Raw genomic sequence first — 21,305 nt, 5'->3', positions numbered from 1 at the left:
AGAGCGCATTCTAGTCGACTTTATTGAGCCTAAAGGGACAGATGAGAGAAAATTTTTTCGAGCTCGGAAATGTGAAGAGGAATGGATTCGATGATTAAAATATTATTGGTAGAGGATGATTTGTCACTTTCAAAGTCGGTATATGACTTTTTAAAATCTTTTGCGGAGGTCAAACAGGTTTATGATGGGGTAGAAGGCCTCTACGAAGCAGAATTAGGGATTTATGATTTGATTTTGCTTGATTTGATGCTCCCAGAAAAAAATGGTTTTGAAGTACTCAAAGAGTTGCGCGAGCAAAATGTAGAAACTCCGGTGTTAATTATGACAGCAAAGGAATCTTTGGATGATAAAATGCATGGATTTGATATTGGTGCTGATGATTACCTCACGAAGCCTTTTTATCTGGATGAATTAAAAGCGCGCATTCAAGCACTTTTGAAACGGACCGGTAAGTTGGAAGATTCACATGGTTTAAGCTACGGTGAAGTGCGTTTGAATCTCTCTAATAAGTCCACCATGGTGGGGGATAAAGCAGTAGATTTGATTGGGAAAGAATTTGATTTGGTCGTTTACTTGATGCAAAATCAAAATGTTATTCTCCCAAAAGAACAAATTTTTGACCGGATTTGGGGCTATGATAGTGATACAACGGTAACGGTTGTTGAAGTTTATATGAGTAAAATTCGAAAAAAATTGAAAGATACAGAGTTTGTAAACAATCTCTCCACCCTGCGAAATGTAGGCTATATTTTGAGATAATGATTTAGCAAAGATTTGCTTTTACTGATAGAAAGGGCACTTACCGAGCTGTCAGTAAGGAGTGAATCTAGAAACGAGAAAATTTGAAGAAAGTAATTAAAAAAATAAAATCTTCGGCAATTGTAAAGAATGATGGGAAGAATTTCCTTCATTTTTTTCTAGCTTTTACAGTAATTTTTGTCGCTTTAGCAGTGATTATTATACAAGTTATGCAGTTGGGAATGTATCGTGCGACTGACCAAAATTTACGAGACCTGTCCCAGAATCAAGCTTTCTTACAAGATGCCGCAAATAATCAGTTAGGTACCAATAGTCCTCAAAGTAGAGGAGATTATGGGCCAAATAACAGTGTTATCTTTTATAATTCGGATGGTGAGAGCTTCATGCCGTCAAGTAGCACGGCTCAGAGCTCAGATTTCGTCTTGACCCATTTACAAAAGTCAATGAAGTTCAAAGAGAGCCAACTTAATTCGATTTCATCGGTATCGGTGAATAATCCCTATGGGGATGATTGGCACTATCGTTATTTAACTTCCCGCTTTATTATCAACAATGTTGACGGAAGTATCACACCCGTGTATGTGCAAATCTTTTCAAATGTTGACCAGATTCAGGATGCAATGAGTCGGGCGATGTTTGTCATTATCACGACGATGATTGCTTTTTGGCTCTTGTCCGTAGTAATTAGTTTGTATCTGGCTAATTGGACCTTAAAACCTATCCTTTCAGCTTATGAAAAGCAAAAAGAATTTGTGGAAAATGCTTCTCACGAATTGCGGACCCCTCTAGCAATTTTGCAAAATCGGTTAGAGTTGCTTTTTCAAAATCCGACCTCAACAATTATCGATGAGTCAGAGAACATCTCGGAAAGTTTGTCAGAAGTACGCAACATGCGCTTACTAACCACTAATCTTTTAAATTTAGCACGTCGTGAATCGGGAATTAAGATTAGTCCAGAGCCCACCACGGCAAGTTACTTTGAAAATATTTTTAGTAGTTATGAGATGCTTGCTGAAAATGCAGGCAAATCATTCACGGGTAATTTGAAGTTAGATGGAACAATTAATCTTGATCAAGCTCTGATTAAACAGCTCTTAACCATTTTGTTTGATAATGCCTTGAAGTATACCCATGATAACGGCGAAATCTCTCTAGATGTCCAGAAGGCTGGCGGAATTTTAATTTTCACGGTAGCGGATAATGGAGAAGGCATCTCGGATGAGGATAAAAAGAAAATATTCGACCGTTTCTTCCGCGTAGATAAAGCACGTACGCGTCAAAAAGGTGGACTTGGTTTAGGATTGTCACTTGCAAAACAGATCGTGGACGCCTATAATGGTAAAATCACAGTGGAAGATAATAAGCCGCAAGGTACGAAATTCGTCATTCGACTTCGTCTGGATAACCCGATTACAAATCCTGCAAAAATCTTTCAAAAGTTGTAAAATAATAAACGAAAATGTAAACAATGAGATGTTTGTTACTGACAGCCCTGTCAGTAACGCTAATTTTCATTGTTAGAAAGAGGAAAAAATGGCGATTTTAGATCGTATTAATTCACCTAAAGATGTTAAAAAGTTGACCAGTCAAGAGTTGGTAGAGTTGGCGCAAGAAGTACGTCAAACTGTCCTGCATAAAGTATCAAATGTAGGAGGACACGTCGGTCCAAATCTTGGAGTGACTGAGCTGACTATTGCTTTACATAAAGTTTTTGATTCACCTGTGGATAAATTTGTCTGGGATGTTTCACATCAAACTTATCCCCATAAGATTCTGACAGGTCGAAAAGTAGGTTTTACAGACGGACATTTTCATGATATCACGCCTTATACAAACCAAAATGAGTCAGAACATGATTTCTTTACAGTAGGCCATACTTCAACATCTATTGCTAATGCACTGGGTTTGGCAAAAGCGCGTGATCTGACAAATGGGAAGGGCGACCGTATTGCTATTATTGGTGATGGTTCTCTCTCTGGTGGTCTTGCAATGGAAGCACTCAATAATGCCGGTGACTTTGATGGAAATCTTATTATTATTGTAAACGATAACCAAATGTCTATTGCCGAAAATCATGGTGGACTTTACCGCAATCTAGCTGAATTACGTGCTACAAAGGGACAAGCTGAAAATAACTTGTTTAAGTCATTTGGTTTAGATTACAAGTACCTGGAAGAAGGGAATGATCTTGAAGCATTAATTTCACTCTTTGAAGAAGTAAAAGGAATCGACCATCCGATTGTCCTACACATTCATACGGAAAAAGGGCGGGGTTATCTTCCTGCTACTGAAAATAAAGAAGCTTTCCACTGGCGCGGTGCTTTTGAACTCGAAACAGGAGCTTTGAAAGCAACTCCTGCTGGTAAATCTTACACGAGCATCATGTTAGATTATATGGATCAAAAACTTTCAGAAGGCATTCCACTTGTTGCAATTAATGCGGCAATACCAGGTATTTTTGGCTTAAAACAATTTGCAGCAAAATACCCTGAACGTTATATTGATGCGGGGATCGCTGAACAATTTACAATTACTTTTGGCGGAGCGATGGCTACAGAGGGTGTTCGTCCGATTATTTTCCATAATTCTACTTTCTTGCAACGCGCTTATGACCAACTTTGGCATGACATTGCCATCAACAAAGAGCCAGCGATTATTATTGTCAAAGGTGGAGTAATTTCGGGATCTGATGAAACTCACCAAGGCTCATCAGCGATGACTTGGATTTCTAATATTCCTAATCTGAAATATTTAGCACCAACTTCTCAAGAAGAGTTTACGGCAATTTTGGATTGGGCTTTGGCCCAACATGAAGAGCCTGTTGTCATTCAACTTCCAGAGCATGGGGTTGAATCAAGAACGACTGTATTGACTGATTTCTCAGAAAGTACTTATCAACTTGAAAAAGCAGGTGAAAAAGTGGCGCTCTTAGCACTTGGTGGACTTTATTCACATGGCGAAAAAGTAGCTGCTAAGCTTGCTGAAAAAGGGATCCATCCAACGTTAGTGAACCCTTTGTTTATCAATGATCTTGATGAAGACTTTTTGGATAAATTGACTGAAAACCATGAGGTGATCGTGACGCTTGAAGATGGAATCCTGGATGGAGGCTTTGGGCAAAAAGTAGCTTCTTTCCTTGGCAAATACGATGTTAAGGTTTTAAACTATGGAGCGAAACGTGAGTTCAATGATTCCGTGCCGGTCAGTGAACTTTATGACCGTTATCATTTGACACCAGAACTGATAGCTGCCGATATCCTTAAACTTCTAAAATAAAGCCGGAGATAAAACAAGCGGTTATTCGTAAGCATCGCTTTTAAAAATTAAGTTACTGACAGAACTGTCAGTAACTGATGAAAGTGAAAAATGAGAAAAATATTAGTAAAAACTGTACAGGGCTATCAGCGCTGGATTTCACCAATATTACCTCCAGCCTGTCGTTATTACCCTACCTGTTCAAATTATATGATTGAGGCGATTGATAAACATGGCCCTGCCAAAGGCTTAGCAATGGGAACAGCAAGAATATTACGTTGCCATCCTTTTTGTACACCGGGTTATGATTTAGTTCCAAATCATTTTAGTCTCCGACGAAACTGGAGCGAACCTACAAAAAACAAATCTCAAAAATGAGGTTTGTTTTTTTTTGCTAATAATATCATTACGAAATGAGAAAAAAATGAGTTATACTGAAAGAGTAAAAAGAAAGCGAAAACATAGAGCGGTCGTTTTATATAGACCCAAAGAATCCCAAGGAGGTATGAAAAATGGGAAAATACGAAACACTTGCACGGGACATTGTGAAAAATGTCGGAGGCAGAGCAAATGTCAACTCAGTAGGTCATTGTATCACTCGGTTGCGATTTAAGCTTAAGGATGTAGCCAAAGCGGATACCCCTTATCTCGAGGATCTAGATGGCGTTGTTACTGTGATGCAAGCAGGCGGACAATATCAAGTGGTTATTGGTAATCATGTGGCACAGGTTTATGAAGAAGTCATCAAACTTACAGGAACAGATGCTTCTGACGAGGAAGAAGTTGAAAAAATGTCACCCTTTAATCGGTTGATTGATATTATTTCAGGTTCCTTCCAGCCCTTCCTTGGGGTACTTGCCGCTGGTGGGATGATCAAAGGGTTGAATGCGATGCTTATCGCCTTTAATCTTGTAGCAGCTACAGATGGGACTTCGGTTTTACTCAATGCGGTTGGAGATGCGATTTTTACATTCCTTCCGCTTGTTGTTGGACTTACAGCCGCCCGTAAATTCAAACTTAACGAATTCATCGGATTGGTTTTAGGGATGATAATGATGTATCCATCAATCCAGCTTTCAGCATTTGAAGGAAGTACACCCATTGGAAGTCTTTTTTCAGGGACGATTATTGAGAGCAATTATTTCTCAACTTTCTTGGGCTTGCCAATAATCGCCCAAAATTACTCTGGTACAGTGGTACCGATCCTCTTTACGGTTTGGTTTGCGAGTATCATTCAGAGACGGGCAAAGAAAATCATTCCAGAAATGTTGCAAACTTTCTTTGTACCTTTCTTTACACTACTCATTGCAGCACCTCTTGCCCTCCTTCTAATTGGACCAACACTTAATGTTGCTACAGATTTACTTAGTACGGGGTTCCAAAACTTACTCGCCTTTAATCCGATTATCTTTATGGCGCTCCTTGGTTTGCTCTGGCAGGTTTTAGTAATTTTTGGGTTACATTGGGCAGTGGTTTCAGTAGCGTTAGTGCAAGTGGGAGCAGAAGGCTTTACACAAATGCTTGCAGGAACATTTGGTGCATCTTTTGCCCAAGTAGCTGTAGTTTTTGCACTCTGGTTAAAATTTAGAAAAAATGATAAGGGATTAAAAACGCTAGGTATTCCAGCGATGATCTCAGGGCTTGCTGGCGTTACTGAACCCGCAATCTACGGTCTAACTCTCAAGAGAAAAAGCGCATTTTTATACTCTATGATAGGAGGAGCGGCCGGTGGAGCAATCTTAGGAATGGCAAATTCTGGTTTTTATACGCTCGGAGGGTTAGGAATCTTTGGTTTACCGAATTTCATCTCACCAGATGGAAACCTAGCGTTTGTATGGAGTGCCATCATGGCTATTGCTGTCTCAATGCTTGTAGCCTTTGCTCTAACTTGGTTATTCTACAGTGAAACGGCTGAAGGAAATGAAAAAGTGAAGACAAAAAATCCAAAATCATGGCACTTTAATCACTCGCCACTCCAAGCTGCATTGGCTAGCGAAAGTTTTGATACACCTGTTCCTGGTGAAATTAAAGCTTTACATGAGGGATCCGATGAACTATTTTCTAGCGGTGCAATGGAACAAGGAGTTATCGTCCTTCCTCAAAAAGGTGAAGTCTTCGCCCCTTTTGATGGGGAAGTAGTGACGATATTCCCGACAGGACATGCGATCGGGATCCGATCTAATAACGGTGCAGAGTTGCTCATTCACATTGGAATGAACACTGTAGAATTAGGAGGAAAACATTATGAAACTTTTGTCCAATCAGGCGATCAGATTCATAAAGGAGATTTACTCATAAAATTCGATCGAGAAGCCATCGAAGCTGCTGGTTATGTGACTGAAACGCCCGTGATTCTGACTAATTCTCAAGATTATTCTGAGGTTAAAACCTACCTCTCACATGATGATAAAATAATTGAAACCGCTTCACAAAAAGCGTTGTAAGCGGACCCAAAAAATGTTACAATGAAGAAAGAAGCGTTCTATCACCTCTTTCTTCTTTTGTTAGAACCACTTTATATTTATATTAAAAAGGAGCTATGTATGCCATTTAGTAAAGATTTTCTTTGGGGCGGTGCAACCGCAGCCAACCAGTGTGAAGGCGGCTATAATCTGGGTGGACGAGGACTTGCCAATGTGGATGTTGTTCCACATGGAAAGGATCGTTTTCCCATTATCACGGGTGAAATGAAACATCTCGATTTTGATGACCAGCATTTTTATCCCGCCAAGGAAGCTATTGATATGTACCATCACTGGAAAGAAGACCTCGCATTATTTGCAGAAATGGGTTTTAAGATTTATCGGATGTCTATCGCTTGGACGCGGATTTTTCCTCAAGGCGATGAGAAAGAGCCAAATGAAGAAGGACTAGCTTTTTATGAAGAAATCTTTAAAGAGTGTCAACGATTAGGCATTGAGCCGCTGGTTACTATCACACACTTTGATTGCCCAATACACCTCATTAAAGCGTATGGTGGTTGGCGCAACCGCAAGATGGTTGACTTTTACGAAAATCTGGCGCGTACCTTGTTTACACGTTATAAGGGCTTAGTCCATTACTGGTTGACTTTTAATGAAATTAATATGCTTTTACATGCACCTTTTATGGGAGCTGGCCTAGTCTTTGAAGAAGGAGAAAATAAGGAGCAAGCTAAATATTTGGCTGCACATCATGAACTCTTGGCTTCAGCATTAGCGACAAAGATTGGACATGAGATTGACTCAGAAAATAAAATTGGTTGCATGCTAGCGGCAGGAGATTATTATCCTTACGATTGTCATCCTGAAAATGTCTTTGAAGCTCAGCAACAAAATCATGACAATCTCTTTTTCATCGATGTGCAATCACGAGGAAAATACCCAAATTACCTCCTGAAGCGACTAGAACGTGAAGAGATTGAATTACCTATTCAACCGGGAGATTTAGAACTACTAGCAAAAAATACAGTTGACTTTGTTTCCTTTAGCTATTATGCGAGCCGTGTCGCTAAAGTGGCAGAGCAAGATGCGGACAAATCAGCTGGCAATATCTTTGAATCGGTTACGAATCCGTATCTTGAAGCGAGTGAGTGGGGATGGCAGATTGATCCTCTGGGTCTTCGAATTACGATGAATACGATTTATGATCGTTATCAAAAACCTTTATTTATCGTTGAAAATGGCCTAGGTGCAATCGATAAACCAGATAGTGATGGTTTTGTGACAGATGATTACCGGATTGCTTACATGGCTGCTCACATTAAGGAAATGAAAAAAGCAGTTGAGTTAGACGGTGTGGAATTAATGGGCTATACTTCTTGGGGATGTATTGACCTAGTGTCTGCAGGAACGGGTGAAATGAGTAAGCGATATGGCTTTATTTATGTCGACCGCGATGATTCTGGAGAGGGCACCTTAAAACGAACACCTAAGAAATCTTTTGAATGGTATAAAAAAGTGATTGCCACCAATGGCGAAGATTTGACCAATGAATAAATTTAAAAAGCGAGGGACTTATTATCCCCGCTTTTTTAAACTTATTAAGTCATCTTAAGAGTACTTTTTCTGAGGGAAAGGGTAAAACATGCTATAATTTTTAGACAGGTTAAAGAAATTTGTAGTCGAGTCATGATGGACAAGGTGTCCAAAATATGCTACAATCGTTTATTGTAATTTTAAAAATTAATGTCAAAAAGACGCTTTAAAAATTAAGCAATGGAAAACTGATCCACCTCATACAACGATGAGGAATAAGACAGAAAAGGAGCACCTGTGAAACATTTAAAAAATACTTGGAAATTATTTGTTATAGATTGGAAGAGAATATTCAAAAATCCCATCGCTATATTTTTAGTGGTGGCTTTGATGATTGTTCCTTCATTATATGCTTGGTTTAATATTAAGGCCCTCTGGGATCCTTATGCGAATACTTCCCAATTACCTATCGCTGTCTACAGTGAAGATAAAACACAGAAATTTGAAGACAAAAGCATTAATATTGGTGATGAGGTTCTCAAGAACCTCAAAAAAAATCATCAGTTAGGTTGGCGCTTTGTAGATTCTAAGGCACAACTTGATAAAGGAGTGAAGTCTGGAAAATATTATGCAGGGATATACCTACCCAAGGATTTTTCCAAAGATTTGCTTAGCTTTACGACTGGGGATATTAAAAAGCCTCAAATTGTTTACTCTATTAATGAGAAGATTAATGCCATTGCCCCAAAGATTACCGAAAAGGGCGCCACATCTTTACAAAGCCAAATCTCTGAAGAGTTTATACAGACAGCAAGTAGTACTTTACTAAAAGTGTTCAATAACATCGGTTACGACCTTGATAAAAATATGGTCAGCATTCAAAAAGTTAAAAGTGCTATTTTGACTACAAATGATAATTTAGGTACAATCGATAACTACACTAAACAAGTGGTGGAGCTGCATGGTAAGGTGCCAGAGTTAAAGGAAAAATTAGCTAAAGCGAATGAATTTACAAAATATTTACCTGATGTGGATGCTTTGGGTACAAAAATTGTTGCGCTGAATGGCAAGATGCCAGAGATTAATGAACAACTTGGTGTAATTCTAACTTTACAAGAAAAAATTCCGGAAATACAAAATGCTGGGCAGCAACTAGCCATGATTGATGAAGATTTTGCTTCTGTTGAACAAACCATGACCGAAGGGATTCAAGAAGCTAAAGAAGGCTTGACGATTATCCAACAAGTTCAACAATCCCTTCCAGATATTCAAAGGTTGGGAGACGAAGCAAATGATCTTGGAACAACAACACTTCAAGGAGCCAAAAAACTCCAAGAAGCCTTACCAAGTGTCACAAATAGTGTAAAAATTACGCTTCAATCCATTCAAACGTTTGCTACTGATACTTCATCAATTATCTCAACCATTCAGCAAGCGATAGATGATAATCAATTGTCGGATCAAGAAAAGCAAGATATTCGTGATCTCATTAACCAGTCTATTGCAAAAATTGAGCAGCAACGCCAAGCAATAAAAGGTTTGGTTGATTATCTTCAGCAAGTGCAAGAAAGTACAGGAAGTACCGAACTGGATGCTGCAATCAAAAATTTACAAAGTGCAGATAATTTGTTGGGAGATTTGAGCCAACGGATGGAACACCTTAACACGCTCGTTCAAAATGGAAATGTTTCTGCGGTTGATGAATATCTTGGTGAAATCAGTACAGTGGCTACCAATATTTCTAATCTCGTCGGACAAATTAATGTAGAAAGTATCACAGAGACCTTAAATCAAGTTATTACAAAATTAATGACGACGATTACGGATGCTCAAGGTCTACTGAACAAGGCCCAACAGATTGATTTTGAGTCTTTGTTAAATGCAACGAATAAAACTGTGTCAAATGCAATCACGATTTTGGAAAAATACCAAGCAGAAATGCCGGCTATTAAGCAAGAGGTTCATGATGCCAATACGATGTTAAATGGCAATATGGATAAGATTGTCAGTGCCATCAATGAAGGGGCCTCACTTTATCAAAATGAGTTTCCACTGGTTAAAAACAAGTTGGGACTTGCCGCTAATTTCTTCCAAAATGATTATGCAGGGATCAGAAATGATCTAACCAATACATTAACTACCCTGAATGAAAAAATGCCAGATGTCGAAGCCGCCTTGAACCAAGCCAATGATTTAATACAAAATGATTGGCCAAATATCAAAAAAGGGATTCAAAAGGCCGCTACCGCAATTAAAAAAGGTGAAAAAGAAGTCGATCTTGGCGAACTTGTCAAACTCCTTAAACTTGATGCAACAAAAGAAAGTGAGTTTTTGACACAGCCTGTGGAAGTTCAAGAAAATACGATTTATCCTATTGCAAATAATGGTTCAGCCAGCACACCATTTTATACTGCACTCTGTCTTTGGGTCGGTGCGGTCCTCTTTTCAAGTGTGGCGACGACTGAGGTTTACCTGCGTGATAAAGATAAAAAACGCTACTCCAAACGGGAGCAATTCTTTGCACGGATGCTAACTTTCATCGTTATGGGCTTGGGACAAGCGCTCATTGTTACTTTAGGAAATTATTTCGCCTTGGGTGTTGATGTGCGGGCTCCATTTTACAGTGTCCTCTTTGCCTTATTGATTGCGATAACCTTTATGATTATGGTCTATGTGCTTGTCGCTCTTTTTGGTAATATCGGGAAAGGGATTGCGATTATTATCCTCGTACTCTCTATCTCTGGTGGGGGTGGGAATTATCCTATTCAGGTTTCAGGAAAATTCTTCCAGGCCATCAATCCTTATCTTCCATTTACTCATGCGGTTAACTTGTTGCGCGAGTCGGCAGGGGGGATTTATTGGCCAAATGCCTGGTTTGCTATCGTCATTTTAGTGGCTGTAGCTGTGGTTTTCCTTGTCATTGGTGCTCTGCTCTTCCCTCACTTTGAGGAAAGAACGAAAAAAATTGCCGAACTTTCTCGTCAAAGTCATCTCTTCCATTAATGGAAAAATCTTAAAAAGTTACTGACAGAGCTGTCAGTAACTTTTTTACTCCCATCAGCTTTACTTTTGAGAACGTTTGCAGTAAAATTAAACCGTAGAAGGGCTTGAGTGAAAGCAGATATACAGAAGGGAAGTGAATGGAGACCAACGTCTTCTAAAAAATGACAAACTTAAACAAGCAACAAGAGCAGTTGTATGAGTTGCTCTATAACGTTTTGCTAAACCCGCAAACTTCAGTCAAAGAGCGTACTTTGTTTAAAGGGGCGAGGGATAAAATTGAAGCAGGAAAAGCTTTTGATCCAGTGCTCAGTGAACTTTTTAAACAGCTTATGTATCTTCCTCAGTCAAAACCCGTGGTAGAGTTTGCTGAGGCGGCGCGCCAGAGAATGCGTGTGGGTCCTGGGACCGCTGGGACTACACACGGATTTTCTAATTATCAAACTAAAGAAGAATGAGTCAAAGTTACTGACAGAGCTGTCAGTAACTTTTTTGAAACTTACACTTGGGCTTTAATGGATAGGATTAGACAATAATTTTTGATAAAAGTTTAGAATGACCGATTAGCTTAAGAAAACAAAAAATCTGAACCCTATGAGTATTTCCTTGAAAATATTGTCAATTTAGGTTATAATATCTTTGATTTATAACCTAAGGTTGTGGATTTTCTTGAAAGGAAAAGATATGGAACTCAAAAATAATACGATTTTAATCACAGGGGCGACTTCTGGAATTGGGCTAGAAATGGCTAAACAACTCATGAATTTAGACAACACTGTCATTGTAACAGGAAGAAATAAAGAGAAGATGGAAAGTGTAAAAAAGATGTATCCTTCTCTAAATGTTTATCCCCTTGATGTGACTGATGTCACTTCCATTCATTCTCTTTATGATCGCTTGATAAAAGATTTTCCTAAACTAAATATCTTAATTAATAATGCGGGCTTAATGAAATCTATTCAATTTACGTCAGCTAAAATGGAAATTTTGACAGATGAGATAACAACCAATCTAGCCGGTCCTATACTTATGATTCAGACCTTTCTCCCTCATATTTTACGTCAAAAAAATAGTGCTATTTTAAATGTTACCAGTGGAATTGCTTATTTTCCGTTTGATAAAGCACCGCTTTATAGTGCTTCCAAATTAGGTCTGCATTCGTATACGCAGAGCCTTCGTAAACAGTTAAAAAAGACAAACGTCAAAATTTTTGAGCTTGCCCCACCACGAACCGATAAGCCAATGTTTAGCGGATCAGAAGAAGATAATGCACAAGTCGACAGAATCCCACAAATGCCTATAGAGAAAGTAGTACAGACGATGATTACTGGCCTTAAAAGAGATAAACTTTTGATTCTTCCTGGAATGAGTAAGCTCCTTAGAATAATAGGAAAAATACAGCTATAATTTCACGAGACTGTATTATTGAAAAATGAATGAGTGGGATGATAGCGATCCTATATAAATATAATAAGAAACATTCATCTAGAAGGTAGCTTAGTCAAAGAGACTTATCCATTTTAAACGTACAAATGTTGAGGTATGTTATAATGTAATAACAAACATTTTGAATGTTGAAAAGAGCGTAGGCAACACACTTGAAAATTATTTATTAGTTTAGTGGTGTACGCTCCGGAACTCTTTGAATAAATAGAGAGGAAAATAGTAGATGGATCAAGAAAAATTTATTAAATATCTTAGCTGGATAGCTACTGGTATGTCCGTAATGATGTATGTGTCATATCTTCCTCAAATTGCTAATAACCTTAGTGGGGTGAAGGGAAATCCTATCCAACCTTTGGTAGCAGCAATCAATTGTACGCTGTGGGTGATTTATGGCGTTTGGAAGAAACCAAAAGACTTGGCCTTAGCAACAGCTAATTTTCCTGGGATTATCTTCGGTTTGTTCACCTTTTTTACAGCTTTGTAAGAAAGTAACTTAACTCTTTAAAGTCGTCTTTATTTCTGTCCGTAGGGACAGATTTTTTATTTAAAAAACTCACTTTTTAAGAACTATCCTACGGAGATATCAAAATTAATGAGTGATGATTTTAGTGACGCGCTAAGTAAATATTCGGATTCTTACCCAGAATTTTTCTCCACAAACTCAAAATTCCTATTAGAGAAGTGATATTGTATCCTATTGATTGAGTATGGTATACTAAATATATGACAAAAGTGAATGAAGAACGGGTGCATGAGATATTTAATAATATTTCTGCAGATTATGATAAAATGAATGCCATTATCAGTTTTAAACAACATGATCTTTGGCGGGCGGCTACGATGAAGCAAATGGGGCCACTTACCGGTCTGTCAGCACTGGATTTATGCTGCGGGACAGGCGATTGGACATTTGATTTAGCAACAGCAGTGGGGGAAAAAGGGCATGTAGTCGGCTTAGATTTTTCTGAAAACATGCTAGAGGTAGCTCAAGAAAAAATCAATCAAAAAAAGGTAGAAAACATCTCCTTGCTACAAGGCAATGCAATGGCACTTCCTTTTGAAAATAACACTTTTGATGTTGTTACCATTGGCTATGGTTTACGTAACACTCCTGATTATCTGACTGTCCTGCGTGAAATTTACCGAGTGCTTAAACCAGGAGGCAAGGCGGTATGTATTGAGACCTCACATCCTGACTTACCAGGCTATAAGCAAGCTTTCAATTTTTATTTCAAACATCTCATGCCTCTTTTTGGAAAATTATTCGCAAAATCCTTAAAAGAATATCAATGGTTACAAAAATCTGCACAAGATTTTCCTGACGCTAAGACGCTCAAGGCTCTGTTTGAAGAAGCAGGTTTTATCAGCGTTCGGTATAAACGACATGGTGGGGGAGCAGTAGCCACTCATTTTGCTACAAAATCAGCTAAACCCAAAACTAATATTCGCATTGGAAATAAGTAATGAAACTCAAAGATATTGAAAAATCAACGAATAAAAACCTTTATCTCCTGTTCTTAAGCGTACTCGTGGGGTTATCTGCGGGTTTTTTGACGAGTCTTTATCGCCTTGCACTAGAAAAGGCAGAAAACCTTGGTTTAAAAATTTATAACTTTACAAGCCATCAGTTGCTTACGCTTCCTTTGCTTATTCTGGGCTTACTTCTCCTCACTGCAGTGATTACTTTTTTGATGAAGCGCTATCCCATGAGTTCGGGTTCAGGGATTCCCCAAGTAAAGGGTCAATTGCAGGGCTATTTTAAAAATAATTGGTTCACGACAGCTTTTTCTAAGTTCGTTGCAGGAACACTGGCAATGTTAGGAGGGCTCTCTTTAGGGAGAGAAGGCCCTTCTATCCAATTAGGTGCTTCAATGGGGCAAATGGTATCAAGTCGTTTAGCCGAAACAGAGCGACATAAAAGGATCCTTATTGCCTCAGGCGCTTCTGCTGGACTTTCCGCGGCTTTTAATGCTCCCCTTTCTGGAGTAATGTTCACACTGGAGGAAGTATTTAAGTACTTTTCTCCTCTTATTTTAGTTACTTGTATGGCTTCAGCGATGGTAGCTGATATGGTTTCAAGACTGATATTTGGTGCTGAGCCAGTCTTTCATTTTCAAATTGTTGGTTCAATCGAACTGTCTGATTATTGGTTATTACTTCTTTTAGGAGTTGTGTTAGGGTTCTTCGGAGCATTTTATAACTGGACTTTATTAAAAAGTCAAGGGTTAATGAAAAAGATTAATTCTTCATTTTTAAGAGTTTTTATCAGTTTTGCTGTTGTTGCAGTCACTGCCCTAATTTTTCCGCTTGTGGTCGGGAGTGGACACCATTTAATGGAACGCTTTAGTTTTGGAATGGGACTTGGTTTTTTATGCGTTATTTTAGTTAGCAAGTATGTGATTTCGATGATTTCTTACGCTTCTGGTGTTCCAGGTGGAATTTTCTTTCCTTTATTAGTTTTAGGAGCGAGTCTTGGGGCTGTCTTTGCTACAATCGTGATTAATGGTTTTCAACTGCCCCATCATCTCTTTGCAAATTTTGTGATTCTGGCGATGGCTGGCACCTTTACCGCGATTGTACGTGCCCCGATGACAGGTATTTTACTTTTAGTTGAAATGACGGGATCGTTTGATCATTTGTTGCCACTTGCTCTGGTTTCACTAGTTGCCTATGTCGTTGCAGACTTATTGCATGCTGCGCCTATCTATGATTCATTATTAGAAATAATGCTTGATGACCGTGAAGGAAAACAGGAAGTTGAAGAAGGACAGATGATGTTTGAAACAATAGTGCCTTTTGATTCTATCGCAGATCATTCGACAGTTGCCCAACTTGCTCTTCCAGAAGGGTGCTTACTTGTTTCAGTTCACCGCTCAGGCCGCGATATCATTCCTCAAGGAAAGACGGAGCTCCAAGCGGGAGATTACCTGACTATTTTGATTAAACGAGAGGATGAGCTTCTTGCAAGAGAAGAACTTCGAAAAGTTTTGACTGAAAAATAAAAAAGTGGTTATAACCACTTTTTTATTTTATGACACTCTGCCAGATGAGAGAAAAAAGAAGACCGAGTGCATAGCTGCTATTAAAAAGGACCATATTTTTTAAGGAATATACAAAACTATGGGGGGCAGGAACCTCCTTGGCATGAGCTTTCAAATTCTTTTGAATGAGAGGAAAGGTAAGGAAAGTGACTAAGATAGGCCAGTCGAAAAGTCGAAGTACCAATCCCAGTAAGATGGCAACATAAGAACCATACATCAACACTCGGAAAAGTTTCATTCCAGTGACTCTTCCAATATAGTAAACGAGCGTATAACGGTGATTTTTGATGTCGGTGTCCAGATCTCTTAAGTTGTTGGCTAGCATAATGTTCGCAATAGTAAAAATGAGGGGGAGGCTTGCGATAATGAGTGCAAATACTGCAAAAATAGATCCTGTTAAAGCAAAACGGTTTTGAGAAAAATTGATAGAAAATCTAAAGATGGGCGAGGAATTAGTATTGATCAAAACGACCATTGTAAAGATCCCCAAGCCCATTGTTCCCCCAGAAAATATTTCTCCTAAAGGCATGCGCGACAGCGGAATAGGACCATATGTATAAAAAACACCAATAAAAAATACAACGGCACCCACAAACAAGAAGAGCCATCCTGTGAAATAAGCGATGCTAAGCCCTAAGCTTAAGCTGATTAAAAGCATCACAATAATCAGGTTACGAACAAATGAGGGTGAAAGATTGGCTTGTCCAATAATATTTTGTTCATTTTTATAATGCTCATCCTTGGCTTTGACATAGTCTTGATAGTTATTAATAGCAGTTACGGTCATATCAAAGAGAAGCATCGCTAGGAGAAAAAGTAATGTAAAGAGGGGAACAAATTCGTTAAAATAGCACAAACTGAAAAGTAAACCGATTATAAAAGGGAAGATACTGGCAATTTTAGTCTTAATTTCCACGAGTTCCAAAAAAATTTTAAAATTCATAATTATCCTTTTTTGTTGAATAAGAACACAGTTTATAGAAAATTTTTCTTTCTATATATTAAATGCCTTTGAGAGAGTTAATGAGAAAATAGACAAATACTTGTTATCTTTATCTTACTCACATACAGTTTATTATACTTAATTAAGCGTGAACAATCAATACAAAGCACAATATCTGGTATTTTGTATTAACAAATGTTAATAAAACGAGAATTATTAAGCACGTAAGGAGAGGGTATACTTGAAAAACATTCTGCAATCATTTAATGAAAAGCATATATATTGGAAGTTTATGAAAAAAAGACCTATAAATGAGAAATTTATGTTAGTAGAAGAGGACTATTATGGGAAACATTGTAAAGGAACAGATAAAATCTCATGTCTCCGATTAACCTTAAGTTATAAAAAGAATATCTATTCATAAAAGCAAAAATTGCACACTTAGTATACATAATTTGATTAAGTTTTAGTTAAGGTAATGATACTATAATAAGCCCTCATACGAAATATTAATTTTAAAAACTACATTTTTAAAGCTTTCTGAGAAAATTTAGCTTAATGAGGTTAAGAGTTTAGGCTAAGAAATTTTCTTTTTAAAGAAGCTAACGTCCATAGCGTGCAATGACGTTAAACTGCTTACGGTAATCCTACACAAGCGTTAATAGACTTTATGATGTGTATGGGAAGTAACCATGATGATGGAGTACAGACTGGGCTGTGATAGTCTTATGGAGTAATCCTAGTGGCGAAATCGAAAGGTCTAAATGAAATTCAGTAAAGTTGCTATTTCAACTGGTTTAGTTGCATCGTTTATGTTTGTTGGCGGTATCGCTCATGCAGATACACCTGCTACATCAACACATGATGTTGCGTTAGAAGTTATTAACGGAAGTTACGGTGATGGTGATACACGTATTACCAACTTGAAGGCAAAGGGGTTGGATGCCCAAGCTATTCAAACGGAAGTCAATAATATTTTGACAGGAAAAGTTACTAAAACGACTGTTTCTAAAACTACCACTGTTGAAACACAACCTACTAAAGCTGCATCTACATCTGTAGCAACTACAGCGGGTGGGCTTAATTTGAGCCAAACATCTGGGCAAGTTGATGTTCAAGCATTAGCAAATTATATGGCAAGCAATACAGCGAATGCTGCAGGATACTCTGCAAGCGAGTGGGCGTATATCATTACTCATGAATCTAATGGTCTTGTCAATAGTGTGAATGCTAGTTCAGGGGCTTATGGAGCTTTCCAACTGCTCGGACATGGTGAATACTCAGGGATGACTCTTGCCGAACAAATTGCTATGGCAAGTAAACTTCCAGCAGGAAGCTGGGTCGTATATAATTAAGCGCTGACGAGCACCTCTTCTAAATAAAATAAGTGTGTCATATAAAACCGCTCATAAGATGTTAGGGCTGGTTTATTCCAGCAAAATCAATAATGAAAACACCAAAAGAGTTGGTGTTTTTTTGTTTAAAACTGTTACTAGAAATAATCTTATGGAGTTAAATTAGAAGATGTTCGGTGGTATAACTAAGGATAGAAAATCAAAATTTAGACTTTTTCATGATAAAAAATAAATCTAAATTCTTATTCTAATATCTTATAATAATAGAATAAGAATAAAGACACAGTAGTAACTTGAGCGTCTTTATAACTGTAATAAGAGGATTTAGTAATGAAGCGAATAAAGTATTTAGATGGTTTTCGAGGTATAGCAGTATTGATGGTCCTTCTTTTTCATTTCGGGATTTTCAAGCAAGGTTTTGTGGGTGTAGAACTATTTTTTGTTCTATCAGGATATATTATCACGCACTTTTTAATAATTGAGCAAGGTGAAAGCCATAATATTAACTTGCTCTCTTTTTTTAGGCGACGGATTTCACGTATTTACCCTCCGATGATTGTAATGTTGGGAGTAGTCATTTTTGTGTTCACAAACTTGCCCGTAATACCCATAATTAATAGAGTGCATCAGGAATTATTCTACACTAGTATTGGTGCGGTTAATTGGTATGAGATCGCACATAACAGCGGATATTGGGAATCAGGTACCAAATCACCCTTGCTACATATGTGGTCTATTGCTATTGAGATGCAATTTTATTTAGTCTATCCTTTTTACGTCTATCTTGTTTTTAATATTCAAAGGTTAAAAAATAATTTCCGGGAAAAGTATATCCGATCAACAATAATTTTGACCACTTTTTTGGTTTTGGCAACATTCTATTGTTCTTTTCACTTTGATTTTAACTCTCTTTATTATTCAACTTTTTCCAGAATATCCTCATTTTTGATAGGCGGAATCTTTGCAGCATTGTCATCTAAATATAAAGAACTCTCATCTAAAAAACTTATAATTCCTTCATATATGGTAGTGTGTGTGCTGATGCTGGAAACATTCTGCTTTAAACTTAATGACATGAAGTTGTTCAGGGGAATGTTTCTCTCCTACACTCTTTTAATTGGTTTTTTGATGTTTTATTTTTCAATCACTAATAGAAAGCACCTTTTTAAATGGATATTAGAGCAACCTCCTTTAACCTATCTTGGGAAAATTAGCTATTCACTGTACTTATGGCACATTCCCGTAATTGTTTTTGTCACTCAGGCGAATATCCAAACTATTTTAGGCATTACAATTAGCAATACCCTGGCTTTAATGGGACTGCAATTGATACTTTCTATAACCGTAGCTATTGTTTCAAACAAACTTTTTGAACAATTAATAAAGTTTAAAACATCAAAAATAGCTTTTTCAGTTGTTATAATTTTGCCTTTGTTGATGATTTTGGGGACATCTGCCCCCGCCTTAACAAAAATGAGAATTGTATCGTCTCAACCAGAAATAGCCGAAAAGTGGGTAGGTACTAATCCCATTATTGAAAAAGGTAAGACCCCTTTGCTCATTGTCGGCGATTCATGGTCTCGTCGTATCGCTTTTGGAATCAATCAAGCTCAGAAGGATAGCAATAGTAATGAATATAAACTTCTAGTCTATGGTGTAGGGAATGGCAGTATTATGGATCCTGAATATCTTATTTCAGCAGATGGACAAAGTCTCCCTGCGTTCAAGTCATTCCAAGGTTATCTCAATTATTGGCAAGATGCAATTGATAAATACCACCCTAAAAAAGCCCTCTTAATATTTGGTTTTGCTGACCAGGCCACTATGGTTGTTAATGGGGTGAAAATTCGTATCCCGTCAGAAGAATTTGAGGAAAGATACTTCGTACAATTTTCAAAACTTATACATTTTTTCCAAGATCAAGGCATCCAAATCTATATGACTAATACAGCGAACAATTCACATAGTGTTGCGGATAGGAGTTTAAATAAGTATTCTGATGCAATGAATAAGCTCTTTGAAAAAGCATTGAATCAGCATCCGGATGCGAATATAAAGGTGCTTGATATTCGTTCGCTACTCTCAAATGGAGTGAAAGAAAGTTCACCTTCTACCATAAATTCCATCGTCATGTATGATTATACCAATCATCCTTCATATTATGGAGCGGAGTATATAGGTAAGTATATATTAGAAGAGATGGACCAGTAAAGGGCGAATCAAAGGGTAATCTAAAGTAGGTTACCCTTTGATTATTAGAAAAAGAAATAAATGTAAAGCTTGCAGACCTTTATGGCTTATGGTTAAATGGATAGAGTATTATAAAGATAACGTCACTATTATCATAATGAAAAGTATTTTAATTATCTAGAAAGTTGAACCGCTACTTTAGAAAGAGAAAATGAAGGATATTTTATTTTTGTTCCTGATACTATGGAATGCCTTAGTATTTATAATCTATGCTATTGATAAACATAAGGCACGCTTACATCAGTGGAGGATATCAGAAAAAACTTTAATTAGCTCAGCTTTGCTCGCTGGAGGAGTAGGGGCTTTTTTAGCTGGTATGCTTTGTCATCATAAGACAAGGAAATGGTATTTTCGTATAACTTGGCTGTTTGGTCTTCTCATTGATTTCATTATCATGCTAGGGTTAGCTCACCTCTAAAAATACAACATTATGATTAAAGAAAGGAGGTATCAGATGCATTCTTCTCGCAAACCGATCATTACGTTCTTGTTGAATCTTGTAGTTTTTATAGTAATTATTTTATTAATAAGCCTTGCAGCATATTTATGGTATAAGCGCGTGCTGGAAGTTCTTGTCCCAATTCAGTCTCCTTAGTGGAAATTTTATGGACTTATAGAAAAAATTGCTATAAAAGTTAACTTCAATAAAGGAAAAAAGGATGTTTTCGTTATTATTATCAATAAAAGAATTATTTCAATCTTTTAAGTTTATTTTTAAGTCTAAAGATACGCGAGCTCTCTTTGCCCTAATTATTGCTACTTTAGGGATAGGAACACTTTTTTACACCAGTGTAGAGAAGATGAGTCCACTAGATGCAGTGTATCTGAGTTTTATTACTTTAACAACGATTGGTTATGGAGATTTACACCCTATCACAGCAATCGGTAAAATCTTTACGATGTGTTACGCTACCGTAGGCCTCGGTTTTATGGCCATGTTTATTTCCGTTATAGCGAAATCATTTGTCTATTCTGCACACAACCGCAAGCATAAAAATACGAAAGAGTAGTTGACTCTTTTTTTTTTACAATTATTTACATTTTAAATTGGACGTTTAAAATTACCAGTAACTCTTTGGAATTATGTTAAAACAGAGAAAAGCGAGTCAGATTTCTTGAAGACGTTTTCTTATTATGTTAGATTAATATTAAAGATGTATGCAATAAATTACCTAAAAAGACAGTGCATACTAGAAAGAGGTATTTTATGATTTGGTCGTTAATAGTAGGAGCTATTATTGGTTTGATTGCAGGGGCAATCACAAATAAAGGGGGATCGATGGGCTGGATCGCTAATATC

17 protein-coding genes and 1 pseudogene are annotated in these 21,305 nt (G+C 37.5%); 17 read left to right on the top strand and 1 reads right to left on the bottom strand.

All coding sequences use genetic code 11. From position 1 onward, the window contains the following. Positions 1–90 precede the first annotated feature (90 nt). From JKP71_RS05745 to JKP71_RS05690, 12 genes are all read left to right on the top strand, one after another. On the top strand, positions 91–759 hold the full coding sequence (locus JKP71_RS05745) for a response regulator transcription factor (protein WP_231097899.1): 669 nt from the start codon (positions 91–93) through the stop codon (positions 757–759). An 83-nt stretch (positions 760–842) separates the two neighbouring features. After that, positions 843–2,204, top strand: a complete 1,362-nt coding sequence (locus JKP71_RS05740; RefSeq protein WP_200407357.1) for a sensor histidine kinase — start codon at positions 843–845, stop codon at positions 2,202–2,204. An 88-nt stretch (positions 2,205–2,292) separates the two neighbouring features. Beyond that, positions 2,293–4,035 (top strand): 1-deoxy-D-xylulose-5-phosphate synthase, encoded by a 1,743-nt coding sequence (locus tag JKP71_RS05735; protein WP_200407356.1) that lies wholly within the window; start codon positions 2,293–2,295, stop codon positions 4,033–4,035. 90 nt (positions 4,036–4,125) lie between these two features. After that, positions 4,126–4,392 (top strand): membrane protein insertion efficiency factor YidD, encoded by a 267-nt coding sequence (yidD, locus tag JKP71_RS05730; RefSeq protein WP_075526163.1) that lies wholly within the window; start codon positions 4,126–4,128, stop codon positions 4,390–4,392. Between the two features lie 134 nt (positions 4,393–4,526). Next, a complete protein-coding gene (locus JKP71_RS05725; protein ID WP_200407355.1) occupies positions 4,527–6,458 on the top strand; it encodes a beta-glucoside-specific PTS transporter subunit IIABC in 1,932 nt (643 codons plus the stop codon). A gap of 99 nt (positions 6,459–6,557) precedes the next feature. Continuing rightward, positions 6,558–7,991 (top strand): 6-phospho-beta-glucosidase, encoded by a 1,434-nt coding sequence (locus JKP71_RS05720; RefSeq protein ID WP_200407354.1) that lies wholly within the window; start codon positions 6,558–6,560, stop codon positions 7,989–7,991. A gap of 276 nt (positions 7,992–8,267) precedes the next feature. Continuing rightward, positions 8,268–10,973, top strand: coding sequence for a YhgE/Pip domain-containing protein (locus tag JKP71_RS05715; protein ID WP_200407353.1), 2,706 nt, complete (start codon positions 8,268–8,270; stop codon positions 10,971–10,973). A 161-nt stretch (positions 10,974–11,134) separates the two neighbouring features. Next, entirely contained in the window at positions 11,135–11,428 is a 294-nt protein-coding gene (locus JKP71_RS05710) for a bacteriocin immunity family protein (protein WP_200407352.1), read from the top strand. 226 nt (positions 11,429–11,654) lie between these two features. Then, a complete protein-coding gene (locus tag JKP71_RS05705) occupies positions 11,655–12,377 on the top strand; it encodes an SDR family oxidoreductase (protein ID WP_200407351.1) in 723 nt (240 codons plus the stop codon). A gap of 262 nt (positions 12,378–12,639) precedes the next feature. Further along, entirely contained in the window at positions 12,640–12,900 is a 261-nt protein-coding gene (locus JKP71_RS05700; RefSeq protein WP_200407350.1) for a SemiSWEET family transporter, read from the top strand. Positions 12,901–13,139: 239 nt separating this feature from the next. After that, positions 13,140–13,880, top strand: coding sequence for a demethylmenaquinone methyltransferase (locus JKP71_RS05695; RefSeq protein ID WP_200407349.1), 741 nt, complete (start codon positions 13,140–13,142; stop codon positions 13,878–13,880). Then, the gene (locus JKP71_RS05690) at positions 13,880–15,418 is read left to right on the top strand and encodes a ClC family H(+)/Cl(-) exchange transporter (protein WP_200407348.1); all 1,539 of its coding nucleotides are present in this window, start codon (positions 13,880–13,882) and stop codon (positions 15,416–15,418) included. The genes JKP71_RS05695 and JKP71_RS05690 overlap by 1 nt, the downstream gene beginning before the upstream one ends. A 22-nt stretch (positions 15,419–15,440) precedes the next feature. Here the strand turns inward: JKP71_RS05690 and menA are convergent, their stop codons facing one another. Continuing rightward, the gene (menA, locus tag JKP71_RS05685) at positions 15,441–16,400 is read right to left on the bottom strand and encodes a 1,4-dihydroxy-2-naphthoate polyprenyltransferase (protein ID WP_200407347.1); all 960 of its coding nucleotides are present in this window, start codon (positions 16,398–16,400) and stop codon (positions 15,441–15,443) included. A 764-nt stretch (positions 16,401–17,164) separates the two neighbouring features. Here menA and JKP71_RS05680 point away from each other — a divergent pair. The 5 genes and pseudogenes from JKP71_RS05680 to JKP71_RS05660 all read left to right on the top strand — a co-directional run. Then, the gene (locus JKP71_RS05680; RefSeq protein ID WP_075526153.1) at positions 17,165–17,755 is read left to right on the top strand and encodes a transglycosylase; all 591 of its coding nucleotides are present in this window, start codon (positions 17,165–17,167) and stop codon (positions 17,753–17,755) included. Between the two features lie 330 nt (positions 17,756–18,085). After that, entirely contained in the window at positions 18,086–19,966 is a 1,881-nt protein-coding gene (locus JKP71_RS05675) for an acyltransferase family protein (RefSeq protein WP_200407346.1), read from the top strand. Positions 19,967–20,156: 190 nt separating this feature from the next. Further along, positions 20,157–20,423 (top strand): DUF1294 domain-containing protein, encoded by a 267-nt coding sequence (locus tag JKP71_RS05670; RefSeq protein WP_200407345.1) that lies wholly within the window; start codon positions 20,157–20,159, stop codon positions 20,421–20,423. Positions 20,424–20,664: 241 nt separating this feature from the next. Next, positions 20,665–21,015, top strand: coding sequence for a potassium channel family protein (locus tag JKP71_RS05665; protein ID WP_200407344.1), 351 nt, complete (start codon positions 20,665–20,667; stop codon positions 21,013–21,015). A 197-nt stretch (positions 21,016–21,212) separates the two neighbouring features. After that, a pseudogene (locus tag JKP71_RS05660) lies at positions 21,213–21,305 on the top strand (GlsB/YeaQ/YmgE family stress response membrane protein); the annotation flags it as partial.

It is taken from the genome of Lactococcus taiwanensis (genome assembly GCF_014905395.1).
Lineage (GTDB): Bacteria > Bacillota > Bacilli > Lactobacillales > Streptococcaceae > Lactococcus > Lactococcus taiwanensis.
The sequence above is the reverse complement of the archived record's forward strand: the minus strand, read 5'-3'. Positions and strand labels throughout refer to the sequence as shown.

Excerpts from the sequence above, each read along its gene's own strand:
- JKP71_RS05745 (WP_231097899.1), top strand. The coding sequence starts at position 91 with ATGATTAAAATATTATTGGTAGAGGATGATTTGTCACTTTCAAAGTCG.
- JKP71_RS05735 (WP_200407356.1), top strand. The coding sequence starts at position 2,293 with ATGGCGATTTTAGATCGTATTAATTCACCTAAAGATGTTAAAAAGTTG.
- yidD (WP_075526163.1), top strand. The coding sequence starts at position 4,126 with ATGAGAAAAATATTAGTAAAAACTGTACAGGGCTATCAGCGCTGGATT.
- JKP71_RS05725 (WP_200407355.1), top strand. The coding sequence starts at position 4,527 with ATGGGAAAATACGAAACACTTGCACGGGACATTGTGAAAAATGTCGGA.
- JKP71_RS05720 (WP_200407354.1), top strand. The coding sequence starts at position 6,558 with ATGCCATTTAGTAAAGATTTTCTTTGGGGCGGTGCAACCGCAGCCAAC.
- JKP71_RS05710 (WP_200407352.1), top strand. The coding sequence starts at position 11,135 with ATGACAAACTTAAACAAGCAACAAGAGCAGTTGTATGAGTTGCTCTAT.
- JKP71_RS05705 (WP_200407351.1), top strand. The coding sequence starts at position 11,655 with ATGGAACTCAAAAATAATACGATTTTAATCACAGGGGCGACTTCTGGA.
- JKP71_RS05700 (WP_200407350.1), top strand. The coding sequence starts at position 12,640 with ATGGATCAAGAAAAATTTATTAAATATCTTAGCTGGATAGCTACTGGT.
- JKP71_RS05695 (WP_200407349.1), top strand. The coding sequence starts at position 13,140 with ATGACAAAAGTGAATGAAGAACGGGTGCATGAGATATTTAATAATATT.
- JKP71_RS05690 (WP_200407348.1), top strand. The coding sequence starts at position 13,880 with ATGAAACTCAAAGATATTGAAAAATCAACGAATAAAAACCTTTATCTC.
- menA (WP_200407347.1), bottom strand. The coding sequence starts at position 16,400 with ATGAATTTTAAAATTTTTTTGGAACTCGTGGAAATTAAGACTAAAATT.
- JKP71_RS05680 (WP_075526153.1), top strand. The coding sequence starts at position 17,165 with ATGAAATTCAGTAAAGTTGCTATTTCAACTGGTTTAGTTGCATCGTTT.
- JKP71_RS05675 (WP_200407346.1), top strand. The coding sequence starts at position 18,086 with ATGAAGCGAATAAAGTATTTAGATGGTTTTCGAGGTATAGCAGTATTG.
- JKP71_RS05670 (WP_200407345.1), top strand. The coding sequence starts at position 20,157 with ATGAAGGATATTTTATTTTTGTTCCTGATACTATGGAATGCCTTAGTA.
- JKP71_RS05665 (WP_200407344.1), top strand. The coding sequence starts at position 20,665 with ATGTTTTCGTTATTATTATCAATAAAAGAATTATTTCAATCTTTTAAG.